This window comes from Acinetobacter beijerinckii CIP 110307, assembly GCF_000369005.1.
Taxonomy (GTDB): Bacteria; Pseudomonadota; Gammaproteobacteria; order Pseudomonadales; family Moraxellaceae; genus Acinetobacter; species Acinetobacter beijerinckii.
Window position 1 is genome coordinate 178,084 of record NZ_KB849764.1, and the last position, 15,125, is coordinate 193,208.

Consider the following 15,125-nt stretch of genomic DNA (forward strand, 5'->3'; position numbering starts at 1 on the left):
AGTTTTTGGAAACGTACCTTAACTATTCTTATCTTTTTTAGATCACTACACCATCTTGTTCAATTTTTTCTGCAGCTTTCCAACTTGGTAGCGAGCTCAAATGTTCGACATAGCTTTTGATATGGGGGTATTTTTCACCTTGTTTCATATGATGAATTAACCCGTGAAGAGCAAATCCCATCATAAAGTCTGCGCCAGTTAAACGATCGTCCACCAAAAATAATTTATCATTTAAATAATCATTTAAATAACCAAAAACTTTATCAAATTCAATTTGTGTATAGTTTTCTAGAAATACTAATTTTGTGCCGTGTTTAGTTTCTATTTGATTAAACGTTTTTAATAAAAATGGCACCATCGCAGAGCTTTCTGCAAAGTGAATCCATTGTAGGTAATCTGCATAAGTAGCGTCATTTGTATCGGGTGCTAGATGTGTTGCAAGTTTTTGAATCAGTAATTCTACAATAGCTCCTGATTCTGCAATGACTTTACCTTGCCATTCAATTACAGGGGATTTTCCTAAAGGGTGAATGTTTTTTAGTGACTCAGGTGCCAAATGAGTTGTTTTGTCACGGTAATAGCGTTGTAATTGATACGGTTGTTTGATTTCTTCTAGTAACCACAAAATGCGGAAAGATCGTGATTGATCTAAGTGATGCAATGTAATCATGTTGATTCCTATCTTAAAAACTTTATGGGAAATTCTCCCAAATTCTACGGTTTCAAATATACCCTTAAGTCAATTGATAGTGCTGTTTATCTACTTATAAATAACAATTCAAGCTAGGGCTATATTGATGAGGCTGAGAAAGAGGCATTACAGAGAAAGTTGAATGCTCATCAATATAATTTAACTTAAATGAAAGTTAAAATTATTTTAATTTCATCCTAGAATTTTATAGAGCAGACTTTGATTTTTGATCGAAAAATGTTAGAAATTTTTGGAGAATAAAATTGTAAAATTCTGATTTTATTGAAGTAAGGAAAGTGGTTTTTGACCTGATTTTCAGTCAAATGATGCATACTATTTTTATATAATGTAATTTGTTAGGTTGGGTTTGATGCAATCTTTAAATCGTAAAGGTTAATAGTTCGAGCCTACACTTACCAAAATATAGGGACTTAGGAGCATAAAACAGTTTGTAAGTTCTTTATTAAAGTTTATTTGTATTTGTCACCCTACATTATCTTGACCCAAACAAATATTGGTGATAATTTAAACAATAAGGAAGTCATATACTATTTGGGATTCAAGAGAAATCTTGCCTAAATGAACAAAGATATGACAACCTGAATACACAGCTAACAACGAACGAAACGGTTCAGATCGTTTTTAAAAATGTTCAAGGTTGTAGAAAAGCCCGTTAATCGGGCTTTTTTAATGCCAATTAGGTTTGAAGAAGCTTTAGGCTTTAGTGTGAAATAAAGATTGGGGTAGCAATAGGGGATTGTGATGCTGATGTTTATTATTTTGGTCATCGTGATTGGCTTAGTTTTATTAATTTTCTTTGCAAAGAAAACAGATGATACACAGGATAATTCTGATTATAGCCACTCTTATACTTCTACAACATCCAACTGCGATTCATTTCAGGACAATAATGATCAACGTATAGATAATAGTGGTTCTAATGCTGACTCAAGTAGTTGCGATAGTAGTAGCAGTAATGATTAAAAAAACTTGTACCCCTTGGGGTAAGGGGTACAAGTTAAACTGAGTTTAAGGCAGGTCAAACCAGATCATTTGACTGTCATGCAATGCTGTAATGGTTGCCGTCTCATCAAATACTAAAGCGTCACCAGCTTTAACCAAATGATCGGCAATCATTACTTCACCTGAAATTACATGTACATAATTCACTTTTTTCCGTGCTGTAATTTCTAAATGTTGATGTTTCTCAATCACTGCAGTTTTGACTTCAGCATTTTGGCGAATCAGCATTGGCGCGGTTTCATCACCAGCAATCAAGTGCCATTGATTTGGGTGATCTTTCGGATTGAGTTGAATTTGCTGATAGGTTGGTTCAGTATCTTGTACATTCGGTTGAATCCATATCTGTAATAGATGCACCGCTTTATCATGCTTGTTCATTTCACTGTGGGTGACCCCAGTTCCAGCGCTCATCAACTGCCATTCACCGGCATTGATTTGGCCTTCATTACCCATACTGTCCTTATGGGAAATGGTGCCATCAAGTACACAGGTCAAGATTTCCATGTTGTCATGGGGATGAGTGCCGAAACCATTATGCGCAGCAACTGTATCGTCGTTAATCACGCGAAGTGCACTGACGCCCATGTATTTCGGGTTATACCAGCTTCCAAATGAAAAGCTATGATAGGTGTCTAACCAACCTGCTTTGACATGACCACGGTTTTCACTACGATGTAGATAAGCATTCATCTTTCATCTCCCAAATTATTGTGTTTTGCTTAATGCTTATATTATCGATTCATAATGACGATAAATAGTCTTTAATTGCGACATATTGTTCTATAAATGCAATGATTCAATAGTTTCTATTTTCTTGGATAAAATAAAAAAGGGCTGAATAAAAATATTCAGCCTTTTTAAGTTGGTAAATTAATTTACCAATCTTTTATTTTGATTTGTTTTCTAATTGTGGAATCGCAGAGCCTTGGCCAACTGCAAGTAAACCTGTTTCAGTATAGATACCCAATTTTGCACGAGTATCGGTAATGTCGAGGTTACGCATGGTTAATTGACCGATACGATCCATTGGCGTAAATACAGAATCACCTTTCTCCATGGTTAAACGCTCAGCTTCATAAGTAAGGTTAGGAGATTCAGTGTTCATAATCGTGTAGTCATTACCGCGACGTAATTCTAAAGTCACTGTACCTGTAATGGCTTTAGCAACCCAACGTTGTGCTGTTTCACGAAGCATAAGCGCTTGTGAATCGAACCAACGACCTTGGTAAAGTAGGCGACCTAAACGTAAACCGTTAATACGGTATTGTTCAATCGTATCTTCGTTATGAATACCAGTTACTAAACGCTCATAAGCGATATGCAACAAAGCCATACCTGGTGCTTCATAAATACCACGAGATTTTGCTTCGATAATACGGTTTTCGATTTGGTCAGACATCCCCAAACCATGACGACCACCGATACGGTTCGCTTCAAGAATGAATTCAACTGGATCTTCGATACGTTGACCATTTAAAGCAACAGGGAAGCCCTCTTCAAATGTGATTGATACTTCTTCAGCATCAATTTTTACATCATCTTTCCAGAATGCAACGCCCATGATTGGGTCTACGATTTTAATGCCTGCATTAAGGTATTCTAAATCTTTGGCTTCGTGCGTCGCACCTAACATATTTGAATCGGTCGAATACGCTTTTTCTTTTGACATTTTATAGTCAAAACCGTTGTCGATGAGGAATTGCGACATTTCGGCACGACCGCCTAACTCATCAATAAAGGTTTGGTCTAACCAAGGCTTATAGATTTTAAGCGCAGGGTTGGTCAATAAACCGTAACGATAGAAACGCTCAATATCGTTGCCTTTATAAGTCGAACCGTCACCCCAAATATTGACATCATCTTCTTTCATCGCCGTTACAAGCATCGTACCTGTAACTGCACGACCTAAAGGTGTGGTATTGAAGTAAGGTACACCACCAGTGCTGATGTGGAAAGCGCCACATTGAATTGCAGCAATACCTTCAAGTGCAAGTTGTAAACGACAATCGATTAATCGAGCTTTGACTGCGCCGTACTGTTCAGCTTTCTTTGGAATAGCATCATAGTCATCTTCATCAGGTTGACCCAGATTTGCAGTATATGCATAAGGCTCTGCGCCTTTCTGTTTCATCCACAATAAAGCTGCTGAAGTATCGAGACCACCAGAAAAGGCAATCCCAACTTTTTTGCCTACAGGTACGTGCTGCAAGATAGTTGCATTATCAGTCATTGCTTGTCCTAACGTTTATTAGTAAAGACCCCTAATCGGTAGTCTTGGAGAATAAAAAATCGGAGCTATTGTAACACTTTTCATTAAGCTTGTTTTCGTCAAAAAAAAACTAAGCAAAAAATTTATGCTCTAATTCATTTTGTTTTTAATTTTTAAGCTGAAAAGCATATTCGTTACATTAGTTTTGACTTTAGTGTCAGCATTTTCTCAAAAAGAGTCATAAACTCATATAAAAATTCAGTTAAAGTACTATGCAACAAGTTGCAAAGCCAAAATTATAGAAGGAATACCATGACTAGCTATGCAAATATCTTAAAACCATTACATTTAGGTTTTACTACTATTAAAAACCGTGTCGTAATGGGCTCAATGCACTCAGGTTTAGAGGATCGTTTTTTTAATTATCCTAAACTAGCTGCTTATTTTGGTGAGCGAGCAAAGGGTGGAGTTGGATTGATCATCACAGGTGGTATTTCTCCAAACCGTCAGGGTTGGTTACTCCCTGCGGGCGGAACGATGAATAGTTTGGCAGATATTCCTCATCATCGTTTAGTGACTCATGCAGTGCATAAGCATGGCGCAAAAATTTTAATGCAAATCTTGCATTCAGGTCGCTATGGTTATCATCCATTTTCGGTTTCATCTTCACCGATTCAAGCGCCTATTAATCCATTTAAACCGCGTCAAATGTCTGATTCTCAGATTTTAGCAACAATTGATGATTACGCGCGCTGTGCAAGCTTAGCGAAAAAAGCAGGCTATGATGGCGTAGAAATCATGGGTTCGGAAGGTTATTTAATTAACCAGTTTCTCAGCAGCCATGTGAACAAGCGTACTGACCGTTGGGGCGGTGATATCGACAATCGTATGCGCTTCCCTGTTGAAATTGTAAAAGCAATTCGCGCTAAAGTGGGTGAAAAATTCATTATTGCATTCCGTTTGTCTTTACTTGATTTGGTACATGATGGCAACACAATGCAAGAAGTGATTGTGGTTGCAAAGGCATTAGAGAAAGCTGGAATTACGCTATTAAATACAGGTATTGGCTGGCATGAAGCACGTGTTCCAACGATTGTGACTTCTGTGCCACGTGCTGCATTTGTGGATTATACCGCAGCAGTGAAACAGCACGTATCTGTTCCAGTTATTGCTTCAAACCGAATTAATATGCCAGATGTTGCCGAAGAAATTATTGCTTCTGGCAAGGCCGATATGGTGCAAATGGCACGTCCATTCTTGGCCGATGCCTATTGGGTAAATAAAACCGCGACCAATCGTGTTGATGAAATTAATACCTGTATTGCGTGTAACCAAGCTTGTTTAGACCATGCCTTTAAAAATGAACGTGTCAGCTGTTTAGTCAATCCACAAGCGTGTCATGAAACAGAATTAGTTTATATCAAAACCAAGAAACCAAAGCGTATTGCTGTTGTTGGTGGTGGTGTAGCAGGTATGTCTGCTGCAACCGTTGCAGCAAGTCGTGGCCACGCCGTAACGTTATTTGAAGCCAATAACGATGTCGGTGGTCAGTTTAACTTGGCGAAAGTTGTGCCTGGTAAAGAAGAGTTTCATGAAACGATTCGTTATTTCAAAGTTCAGCTCAAGCAGACTGGTGTTGATGTACGTTTAAATACTAAAGCCAGTCGTGAGCAATTAGAACGTGAAGGTTTTGATGAAGTAATTGTGGCAACAGGTGTTGTACCACGCGCATTAAAAATTCAAGGTAGTACTGCACCACAAGTGTTGTCATATGCTGAAGTATTACGTGGTGCAGAAGTGGGTCATAAAGTTGCCGTGATTGGGGCAGGTGGTATTGGCTTTGACGTATCAGAGTTTTTATTAAAACCACCACACCAACCACAGCCACAACCATTAGTAGAATGGCAACGTGAATGGGGTGTTGATCCAGATCCTAATTATATTTCTGAAGGTGGAATGCAACGTCCAGAAGTTGAAATACCTGTGCGTCAAATTTATCTATTACAGCGTAAGACAACGCCATTAGGTATTGGTTTGGGCAAAACCTCTGGTTGGGTGCATCGCGCGCAACTTAAAAAGCATGCCGTACGTATGCTGCGTGGTGTGCAGTATAAAGCCGTAACTGATGAGGGCCTATGGGTTGAGCACAATGGTCATGATCAATTATTACGTGTCGATACGATAGTAGTATGTGCAGGGCAGGAATCAGTTAAAGAGCTGATGCCTAAAGAGGGTGAAAACACGTCGGCGAACTACCATATTATTGGTGGTGCGAAGCTTGCAGCTGAGCTAGATGCTAAACGTGCGATAAGAGATGGTGCTGAATTAGCCGCTAAACTCTAAAACTGATGAAACAATATGCACTTGAATACGTTGCAGTTAAATTTCTCTTGTGTAAAGAGGGCAAGCTTTGTATTCTTACGCACATGGAAGCGTGGCAGAGCGGTTTAATGCACCGGTCTTGAAAACCGACGAGGGTGTGAGTCCTCCGTGAGTTCGAATCTCACCGCTTCCGCCAAATATTTAAATAAGCCCTTGTTTTTACAAGGGCTTGTTTTTTATCTATGATTTTACCCCTCAACCTACCCCTCATCAAACATTGGATTAGGTGATATCTAAAGAGACATCTTTTTACTTATTTGGACATCATATTAGTTGAAAGAAAATTTCTAGTAGAATTCCAAACTGATTTTAAGGTGGGGAATTTTGCAAATATCCACTTTGGTCTTATGCTTGAATGGTCTGTTGTATTTGGTTTTTTACTGTTGCTTATCTTTACTTTCATCTTGGATGAGTTTTCTTGATCTTATACATTCTGTTTATGAGATTTTATCGATTCATAATTATGGGCAGACTGTAAAAAAATAAATCTACCCATATTCTTTAGATGCTTGTAAGTGATGTTAAACCCATAAATTTGATGATACTGGTATATCATACGGACTGTTAAGTTGTCTGCATCCTTACAGATTGATGATCTCATATAAATTTTCTGGTGATAAATTTTTCACCATATCATTTAGACCTTTACTTAGACTTGCTTTACTAAATGTATGTTCATAAAGTATGTCCCTCATACCACAAGTGATAAATATTGTTGCTTTTTTAGGCTTTATGGTTTTTATATCTTTATCATTTTCAAGTAATTCATAAAGCGTTTGGAACAAATCGGAAAAATAATCCATGCCTGTATGATTGATTGAGTTGCGACGATCTTGATTGATAGCATTCTCAATTATAGTTTGGTTTGCAGAGCCGTGAATTTCACTTAGCATAAATTTAGAATAATTCGCTGATTCAAACTGCTGGATGTTACCCTTGTTGATCTTTGTTTCAAAAATTTTATCGTAGTAAATCAGGCTGATTAGCGCAGTAAGAATTGCATCAGCTCTTTTGAGTACTTCAAGTGAATTTGCACAATCATCTAAAATGATGCTCAAGCTATGAATTTTTTCAGAAACCTTATTGTCAATAATAGGCTGGGCATCTGTCCCATTTCTCTGATTATCTAATCTTGTAGCCATAAATTCATGTATAAATTTACTTAAAAGCACAGGCAGATTGCTAACATCCTCTTCTAGATTTAGATGAAGATTTATGAACTTTGAAGGTGGCAAATTGGCATCTAACGGAGAGCATCCAATAAATGATTTTGTGGACTTCTGTAGTGGTGTACCATAAATTTTCAATCCTTTAATTGCATTCCTAACTTCGTGATATGAAGGGACTTGAGTTATATTTGTGCCTTTTATATCTTTGCTATTCTTAAAATTATGATATTCAATATAAATTTTAAGATAATCCAAAAATAGAGATTTAATATCCCAGAATGGTAACAAGTCAGGTAAGAAATACTTTTCGTTCAAAATACGTTTGAGGTTTGTCGAAAAATTGGGGAATTGTGTCCATTCTTCATAACTTTTGATGTTTTCCCAAAATATGCAATAAAGTTCTTCAAATATTGATGTTAGTTCATCTGGTTGAAGTAAATGGTTTAACAAAAATATATCTTCATCCACTAATTGCCTTGTTTGACAATATCCCATTACATGGTTGAGTAACTGTCTGCCAAAGACAATTATCTCTACTTCAATCTTGATTTGCTCAATAGGTAGTGACTTTCTTTCTTTATATTTTTCAGTTAGCAGGTTGACCAGTTGCCTCAATATTACATCCCTAATACGTATTAACTCGTTATACAGATTTGGGAAAGTTGCTTGAAACTCTCTTGCTTTTACAGCTTGCTTTACTAATTTTTGCATTACAGGGTGAGCTATTCTGTAAATTTCATGATCGAAGACGGGATTACTCATTTAAATACGCTACTTAACAATTGTGAATCTTGTTTTGCTGATGTTTCTGAGGATTCTAGAGCATATTTATATCCGAAGACATCCACATCAGGTTTAAATCGGAGTAAACAATGCAAACCTCAGAAACCAAAAAAAATCAGATTCTTAGAATGAAAGGAGTAACAGAATTAGTCTGTTTAAGTAAATCAAGTCTGTATGACAAAATGAACCCGAAATCCAAGAGATATGATTCGTCTTTTCCTCGTCCGATTAGATTGGGACTATCAGCCGTTGGTTGGTTAGAGCAGGACATAATTGATTGGATCAATTCAAAAAAAAGCTAACCAGATTAGCAAGATATCTTTACAACTCTCACATACCCTATTAACCCTTATAACACTGTAATTCCTTGATTTCGAGGTCATGGGATTACAGTGATTTTTACGCCTGACCATTTGTGTTACTTATATGATCAGTATATCTAATAATATTAATTATTATATAAATTGACTTAATTAACAAATTGTTAGGTGTAATTACGTACAGAGAAGTTCATTATTATGAATCAATCATCCTATCTTATGAGTAATAATCAAACACCTGCTTTAGCACATGAATACTTAACACAAGTACCTGAACACTTTCTAAATCAGCAGACTGAAATAACTGATACTGATTCATCTAATCAGCCCATTCAGATTACAGCACCATTGGAAGAGCAACAGTCTTTACTCAATTCAATGTATGAAGAATGCTTCAATGCAGCAGACGATCAGCATTCAAGCTCATTGGCATTGGATTACTTATTAGATTTCAACACTGAATATAACCAATATGAAATTCGATCAAATCCTGAAGCTGAGAAAATATTCTCAGAAATTGAATTAGTAAAACAAATCTTAAAACACAACTATGTGCAGGCTTATCGTAAGATCAAAGGCACTCTGTATCATGGATGGTATGAGCCTATTGATAAAAAATTCATTGAATTATTAAAGCAAATACTCATCCAAGGGTTTGATCCCCTAGAGCATTATGATTGTGAGCATCATAGGATTGTTATGCAAGCGTATAACGAAACTCTAAAGGGGTATTTTCATGCTGATTTTTATCTACATTATCCCAATGATCTTGTTCAGCTAAGAAATACTGATGGAACAATAACTTCAATTTGTTATGCAGAATTAATTAATCTATTCATTGAACGTTTGTATTTGCTAACTCAAGAAAAGGAATTCAAATACCAACAGAAAAAACGAATGGAACGTTCCCAATATCAGCAAAAGGTCGCTACAGAATGTGTAGATACGATACTGGCTAAACATTCGAGAATTGTCATTGCTCGTGTCGATTTTCGTTATGGAAAAACACAAAACCCTGAACTTGCCCAAGTCAAAGCAGATTTAATCACATGCCTTCGTTATTTAAAGCGGACTTCAAATTTACGTATATTGGGCTATCTATGGAAATTGGAATTTGCCGAAAAAACTGGTTATCACTACCACTGTTTTTTCTTTCTCGATGGTCGTAAACACTCACAGGACATTAAGCTAGCACAACAGATTGGTGAGGTCTGGAAAAGGGTGATTGGTATTGAGGGGGCTTACCATAATTGTAATCTTGATGCCCACAATGGCAAATATCGAGATGTAGGTATTGGCATCTTGCATCGCAAAGATAAACAAAAATACGAATATTTGATTGAAGCCATTCGTTATATCACCAAAAGAGACCAATTCATTGTGCATAAAAGGATTAAGCGGGATGAGGAAAATGAACAAAACCTTAGAAATGATAAAGCCTACTTCATACGTGTTTTTGGTAAAAATATTGCTAAGGATGTTGCAATAAAAATGGGGAAATCTGTTGGAAATACTGGAAAAAAGGAGGCTTGAAATGACCCATTATGCAATGACTCCTCAAGTACAACATATATTACAGACACCAATGCTCCCATTCATGCTAGATGTTAATACCCATTTATTTTTACGAGAGAGTATTCAAAATGCAGCCCAAATTGAAAATGGGAAACTAGCAGTTATGGATAAACGTGCGCCCAAGTGTATAGATAAGAATTATCGTATATTCTTAAATTCCCTACAGTGGCTGCATTACCATCGTATGGCATTACATGGATTCCAATTAAACCCTTATTGGGTTGCAATGCTTGATACGGCAGGTTTTTCTCATTACGGTAATATCAATTACCTTATAGCGAATGCAGAGGGTATTCATGGTCAATTTAAATATAAGTTCTTGAAACGACGGATTGCACTGGAATATACAAAATTTATTGAACCTATGAATGAAAGTATTAAATTTCAAAAGGCACTGTTTAAACGCTGTCTAGACAAACATAAGCAGATCAATTGTATGTTCTATGATTTGCCTTGTATTTTTACCATTCCTTTACAATTCGACGCTGAAGTTAAATTACCAAAACTTACTCGTAAATGGCTGGAAAGATTACACCGATCGGAAGTATTGTCTGATAAGTTGTATGATGTGCAATGGCGTATTGTTAAGTCACTGAATGGGTTTTACTCAGTCCAAGCAATTATTTATGTAATTGGTGATGAGACCCCATATTCCGATTTTATCTTGCAGGAATGGAAAGGGACTTGTTTAAATAAGGGGTATGAGATTAAGCAAGAAGCTCAATATTTACTTGAAGAAAAACACTGTTACTTTGCGGACAACGATATGCGTAGCTACTGGCGTAAACAGATTGAGTTTCTAAATGAACCACTCAAGATTTACCGCTATATGAGTCAGCATATTTCCTATTTGTGGCAAAGCTATACAGGGAACATCCCAACTCATTAAGTTTCTAAAATACAAGGCGCTCTGATTAGAACGCCTTTTTGCCATAGTAAATTTCCGTGATTAAATCTCTAAAAATTATAGGTATAGGTCAAACCACTATTGGTGGTAACCGTCACTTCACGCACATATTCAGCCGAACAACCAAGATAGACCTTTGCCACAGAACCATAGCGCATATTTTGGTAATCATAAGTACCTTTGCTTCTACAATTGCCACGATTGATTAAAACCCCTGTAATGGTGGTTGGCGCATCGTTCAAGGATATGATGTTTAATAAATCGCTATAACCTGTCATGGAGTATTGAGATTCCTCACGACGGACACGGACTTCAAACTGTTCTTGCACAGTGGGTTCAGTCACTTCTTCAGCATTATATGATTCATCTTCCAGAAAGGATTTATCAACGGCTGGAAAATCATCTTCGGATTGTTGAGGCGTTTCAGTCGCATCAGCAGTGCTATTCTCACTTGTTTGGGTCTGAGTATTTTTGGGTTTTGGTACATCGTTGCCTGAATTACATGCGGTTAAAGTCAGTAGCAGCATACTGTATAAAACAATAGATGGAATAAAATTCATTACACATGCCTATATTTAATTGAATATTGTGATCTACAGGGTTGGGCGAAAGCCCAACTCTGTGTATTTAATTGCTAGATAAATCAATTTCTTACTTTTATAAAAGTGGGAATTACTCATCGATCTTTTTAAATACCTTCTGGATCGGCGTGTAGTTATCCAGAGTGAAATCAAAAGGAATTGGTTTTTTCAGCGACACATCAAATTTCTTTAATCGGGCATTTTCTATGCCGTTGAAATGTTTGCGTTGAAAGGACATGGTACTTGGTTCAAGGATTGCGATCGGTTCATTTGCAGAATCAGCTTGAGTATTGTTAGTTTGATAAATGACTAAGCTATCTAATTCCAATTTATGGTTGTTGAAGTTGAAAATGTAACCGACATACTTTTGTCCATCAGCCGTAATAATATTTTGTGCTAACTCTGGCGTGGATGGTGCGGTGAAATTCACAATAAGATCCGATGCGAAATTCATATTCTCAAAATGTAATTGTTTCGAGTCAGCATCGTAATAAACAAAATTATCAATCGGACCATTTGGTCGATCATTCGGTGTATAGCTGCTTGGCATAAACAGACTTTGACCAGACGTAGCATTTAAACTAAGTTCTAAAAGCTTCAAGTCATAATTTAGATGGGCATTTTTAGTATCCAGTTCTTTTTGAAGTGTCTGAATACGTTGTTGATATTGTTCTGTACTCTCAAATTGATCTTTTTGCGGTGGAGTCACCTGCATTGTCGATCTTATATAATTGATTGCCGTATCATGCGCTGCACGCAAAGAATAGTCATCACCTAAAGCAAAAGTGAATGCTGGAAACTGTTGACCAGTATGTCCGATCACTAAAACCTGATTGTTTTTTAAAGCCAGTACATTTCTTAAATCATTCAGAACGGTCTGGAAATGCACACAGTTTGCACAATAGTCAGCCACATCCGAATTTTCAGCAAACATCTGCAATCCAGAGATGGTTTTATACGGCGGATAAAAGGAAAAATATCCCTCATCTTTTATTAATTCCTGAAAGCTTTCACCTGTTTTGGTGAGCGGAGGTGTAATTTCATTTCGAGCGATAATCAATGGAGAAGAAACAGCCTGTGCAGGGGCTTCATCATTCAATGATATTTTTTCAATCTTTTGAGATAGTTCTTCTTTCTGTACATTATCTTGTTGTGGTTTTGAGCAGCCGACCAACGCAAGGCTGGTGAGCAGTGCAATTGAAACGTATTTCATCCTCTTATTTCCCCATCCAATATTTTTAAAGTTTTTTAAAATGAATTATGAAATTGACTGTAATTTCAAATACATTTTGCTTGGCTGTCATAGGCTCTAGCTATGCTGTTACTGAGCACAATAAGGACACGCCAAATAAGCTGTGTGACGAATTCCATGATTTTTATCCAGCACAAAGCACCACTGTTGAATAACCCCATAAAGGAACAGCAGCGGATGGATGCCTTGAATCAATCAGGACACAGCGAAAGCGTGTGATAAATGAATCGGAATAAAATGTCGAAGAGGCGGGGAAAGTGCAGGGGAATAAAGCACAGTAAATTGCGTCATGGTTGACTATTCCTTTTGTAATGAGAAGTAGTCTTACCAAATTACTGTCAAATAATGGTGGCAAGACTAGAAGGGTTGACAGACTGATACAAAAGGAAATCAGCGCACGCAAGCGTGCCCCTCCTAGCCTCACCATAAAGGCGTGACTTAAGAGAACGCACAAAAACCCATATCGCGTTTGTTGTGCGCCTTTTGTAAACGGTCTGTCAAAACCGACTGACGATGTAGGTCAGCCCTAGCATCATAATCGTTGATAAAAAACAGGTCAATTGATCTGTAGACCGAGTATTCAAAAATCACTAAAAAATGATGATAAAAACGCATTCTAAAAAAATACAAATACATAGCATCTAAATGAGAACGATGCCTCTCCATTCGAGACAGCATCAAATAAACGTTTCACATACACAGCAATCATTTTGCCTGCTTTCCCAGCAGGCTTTTTTATTCATTTACAGGAAATACCACAATGAGTTTGCCATGTCCTTATTGCCAGTCCAGAGAGACGGTACAACTGCAATCACCCCAACATTTACCCAGCACCTCAACTAACAATCCAATTTCTAACAGTGTGATGTCACCGATGGCACTTGCCACATTAGGAGTGAGTGTTTCTAAAAGTCTAAACATTCCTCCGATTGCAGGTGCAATCGTTGGGGTGCTGATCGGAGGTATCTGGATGTTGATCACTGAAGATGAACAGCAACAACCACTACAACCAATCTATTGCAGACAGTATTACTGCAATCACTGTGACCGCAGCTTTAGCCCAAATTTACGCAATTGAGTATTCAGCAAAATTTAAATCTAACGCTTTACCCATTTTAAAATTAATACAGGAATTATTCTTATGGCACATTTAGTTGAAACAATGGCATTTGTAGGACAAACCCCTTGGCATGGTTTAGGCAATGAACTTACCCCAAACCAACCCATCGAGGTCTGGGCACAACAAGCAGGAATGGATTGGCGCATCGAATCCTCGGATGTCAGTTACATGGCTCAGAATGAAAAGGGACAAAGCATCATCATGCCTTTTGAAGAACAGCGTGTACTTTACCGTTCTGATACTCATGCACCGTTATCGGTGGTCAGCCAACGCTTTCAGGAAGTGCAACCGATGGAAATCCTACACTTCTATAAAGACCTGACCGAACAATCAGGCTTTGAACTGGAAACAGCAGGGGTGCTGAAAGGTGGCAAGAAATTCTGGGCATTGGCACGGACAGGACAAAGCTCAGCCTTAAAAGGCAAGGATGTCAGCAATGGCTACATTTTATTGGCAACTGCTTGTGATGGTACACTCGCCACTACTGCACAATTCACCAGTATTCGAGTGGTCTGTAACAACACTTTAGCCATTGCCCTCAAAGGACAGCACACCAGTGCAGGTGTGGTGAAAGTCCCACACAGCACTAAGTTTGATGCCGAGAAAGTCAAACAGCAACTGGGTATTTCAGTTCGCGCATGGGATGAACACATGTATGAAATGAAACAACTGAGCCAACGTAAAGTCACCCAACAGGAAGCAGCAGCTTATTTTGATGCGGTGTTTAACAATACCAGTCTGAGTATGGCTGAACAGGATGAAAGTATTATCCAGTTTTACCGTAATGCTGCAACAGCGACTCAAATAAACCCATCCAAAGCAGACAATAAAACCGAACCAAACGGACGTGCCATGTCGAAAGTCATGACCATGTTTAACGGACATGGGCGTGGGGCAGAACTGAGTTCAGCTAAGGATACCGCTTATGGATTATTGTGCGCGATTACCGAGTTCACCGACCATGAACGCCGCGCCATGAGTACCGATCACCGCCTTGATTCTGCTTGGTTTGGCGCAGGGGCAGCGATTAAACAACGCGGTTTGGAACAGGCACTTCGAATGGTGGGTTAAGAAAACTATACCATTCATTCAGTTTTATTTAAGCCCATTTAT

The 15,125-nt window shown here is 37.8% G+C and carries 13 protein-coding genes and 1 tRNA gene; 8 read left to right on the forward strand and 6 right to left on the reverse strand.

Features of this window, described 5'->3' with window-relative positions:
• Positions 1 to 37 precede the first annotated feature (37 nt).
• Positions 38 to 670 carry a glutathione S-transferase family protein gene (locus tag F933_RS02435; protein ID WP_005058223.1) on the reverse strand — a complete coding sequence of 211 codons (633 nt, stop codon included), beginning with the start codon at positions 668 to 670 and terminating at the stop codon, positions 38 to 40.
• Positions 671 to 1,453: 783 nt separating this feature from the next.
• Between F933_RS02435 and F933_RS02440 the strand changes: the two genes are divergently transcribed.
• On the forward strand, positions 1,454 to 1,675 hold the full coding sequence (locus tag F933_RS02440; protein ID WP_005058224.1) for a hypothetical protein: 222 nt from the start codon (positions 1,454 to 1,456) through the stop codon (positions 1,673 to 1,675).
• Positions 1,676 to 1,720: 45 nt separating this feature from the next.
• On the opposite strand, the gene F933_RS02445 is transcribed toward F933_RS02440, so the two are convergent.
• Positions 1,721 to 2,404 carry a pirin family protein gene (locus F933_RS02445; protein WP_005058225.1) on the reverse strand — a complete coding sequence of 228 codons (684 nt, stop codon included), beginning with the start codon at positions 2,402 to 2,404 and terminating at the stop codon, positions 1,721 to 1,723.
• Between the two features lie 196 nt (positions 2,405 to 2,600).
• Positions 2,601 to 3,944, reverse strand: coding sequence for an argininosuccinate synthase (gene argG / locus F933_RS02450; RefSeq protein WP_005053217.1), 1,344 nt, complete (start codon positions 3,942 to 3,944; stop codon positions 2,601 to 2,603).
• A 291-nt stretch (positions 3,945 to 4,235) separates the two neighbouring features.
• Between argG and F933_RS02455 the strand changes: the two genes are divergently transcribed.
• A complete protein-coding gene (locus F933_RS02455) occupies positions 4,236 to 6,266 on the forward strand; it encodes an NADPH-dependent 2,4-dienoyl-CoA reductase (protein WP_005058226.1) in 2,031 nt (676 codons plus the stop codon).
• Positions 6,267 to 6,351: 85 nt separating this feature from the next.
• A tRNA-Ser gene (locus F933_RS02460) sits at positions 6,352 to 6,441 on the forward strand.
• A gap of 445 nt (positions 6,442 to 6,886) precedes the next feature.
• Here the strand turns inward: F933_RS02460 and F933_RS02465 are convergent.
• The gene (locus F933_RS02465; protein WP_004801557.1) at positions 6,887 to 8,236 is read right to left on the reverse strand and encodes a hypothetical protein; all 1,350 of its coding nucleotides are present in this window, start codon (positions 8,234 to 8,236) and stop codon (positions 6,887 to 6,889) included.
• A 149-nt stretch (positions 8,237 to 8,385) separates the two neighbouring features.
• Between F933_RS02465 and F933_RS02470 the strand changes: the two genes are divergently transcribed.
• The 3 genes from F933_RS02470 (at position 8,386) to F933_RS02480 (ending at position 11,041) form a co-directional block, all read left to right on the forward strand.
• Positions 8,386 to 8,559 (forward strand): helix-turn-helix transcriptional regulator, encoded by a 174-nt coding sequence (locus tag F933_RS02470; RefSeq protein WP_228127864.1) that lies wholly within the window; start codon positions 8,386 to 8,388, stop codon positions 8,557 to 8,559.
• A gap of 216 nt (positions 8,560 to 8,775) precedes the next feature.
• A complete protein-coding gene (locus F933_RS02475) occupies positions 8,776 to 10,110 on the forward strand; it encodes a YagK/YfjJ domain-containing protein (protein ID WP_005058230.1) in 1,335 nt (444 codons plus the stop codon).
• 1 nt (position 10,111) lies between these two features.
• Positions 10,112 to 11,041, forward strand: coding sequence for a hypothetical protein (locus F933_RS02480; protein WP_005058232.1), 930 nt, complete (start codon positions 10,112 to 10,114; stop codon positions 11,039 to 11,041).
• A 68-nt stretch (positions 11,042 to 11,109) separates the two neighbouring features.
• Here the strand turns inward: F933_RS02480 and F933_RS02485 are convergent, their stop codons facing one another.
• Together F933_RS02485 and F933_RS02490 are read right to left on the reverse strand one after the other, a co-directional pair.
• The gene (locus tag F933_RS02485; RefSeq protein WP_005058234.1) at positions 11,110 to 11,619 is read right to left on the reverse strand and encodes a hypothetical protein; all 510 of its coding nucleotides are present in this window, start codon (positions 11,617 to 11,619) and stop codon (positions 11,110 to 11,112) included.
• A 112-nt stretch (positions 11,620 to 11,731) separates the two neighbouring features.
• Entirely contained in the window at positions 11,732 to 12,853 is a 1,122-nt protein-coding gene (locus tag F933_RS02490; protein WP_005058235.1) for a hypothetical protein, read from the reverse strand.
• Positions 12,854 to 13,652: 799 nt separating this feature from the next.
• On the opposite strand from F933_RS02490, the gene F933_RS02495 reads away from it, so the two are divergent.
• Both F933_RS02495 and F933_RS02500 read left to right on the forward strand, forming a co-directional pair.
• The gene (locus F933_RS02495) at positions 13,653 to 13,970 is read left to right on the forward strand and encodes a hypothetical protein (protein WP_005058237.1); all 318 of its coding nucleotides are present in this window, start codon (positions 13,653 to 13,655) and stop codon (positions 13,968 to 13,970) included.
• Positions 13,971 to 14,033: 63 nt separating this feature from the next.
• Positions 14,034 to 15,083: a DUF932 domain-containing protein gene (locus F933_RS02500; RefSeq protein WP_005058238.1), complete on the forward strand. Its 1,050-nt coding sequence runs from the start codon at positions 14,034 to 14,036 to the stop codon at positions 15,081 to 15,083.
• The last annotated feature ends 42 nt before the right edge of the window (positions 15,084 to 15,125 follow it).

Excerpts from the sequence above, each read along its gene's own strand:
- F933_RS02435 (WP_005058223.1), bottom strand. The coding sequence starts at position 670 with ATGATTACATTGCATCACTTAGATCAATCACGATCTTTCCGCATTTTG.
- F933_RS02440 (WP_005058224.1), top strand. The coding sequence starts at position 1,454 with ATGCTGATGTTTATTATTTTGGTCATCGTGATTGGCTTAGTTTTATTA.
- F933_RS02445 (WP_005058225.1), bottom strand. The coding sequence starts at position 2,404 with ATGAATGCTTATCTACATCGTAGTGAAAACCGTGGTCATGTCAAAGCA.
- argG (WP_005053217.1), bottom strand. The coding sequence starts at position 3,944 with ATGACTGATAATGCAACTATCTTGCAGCACGTACCTGTAGGCAAAAAA.
- F933_RS02455 (WP_005058226.1), top strand. The coding sequence starts at position 4,236 with ATGACTAGCTATGCAAATATCTTAAAACCATTACATTTAGGTTTTACT.
- F933_RS02465 (WP_004801557.1), bottom strand. The coding sequence starts at position 8,236 with ATGAGTAATCCCGTCTTCGATCATGAAATTTACAGAATAGCTCACCCT.
- F933_RS02470 (WP_228127864.1), top strand. The coding sequence starts at position 8,386 with ATGAAAGGAGTAACAGAATTAGTCTGTTTAAGTAAATCAAGTCTGTAT.
- F933_RS02475 (WP_005058230.1), top strand. The coding sequence starts at position 8,776 with ATGAATCAATCATCCTATCTTATGAGTAATAATCAAACACCTGCTTTA.
- F933_RS02480 (WP_005058232.1), top strand. The coding sequence starts at position 10,112 with ATGACCCATTATGCAATGACTCCTCAAGTACAACATATATTACAGACA.
- F933_RS02485 (WP_005058234.1), bottom strand. The coding sequence starts at position 11,619 with ATGAATTTTATTCCATCTATTGTTTTATACAGTATGCTGCTACTGACT.
- F933_RS02490 (WP_005058235.1), bottom strand. The coding sequence starts at position 12,853 with ATGAAATACGTTTCAATTGCACTGCTCACCAGCCTTGCGTTGGTCGGC.
- F933_RS02495 (WP_005058237.1), top strand. The coding sequence starts at position 13,653 with ATGAGTTTGCCATGTCCTTATTGCCAGTCCAGAGAGACGGTACAACTG.
- F933_RS02500 (WP_005058238.1), top strand. The coding sequence starts at position 14,034 with ATGGCACATTTAGTTGAAACAATGGCATTTGTAGGACAAACCCCTTGG.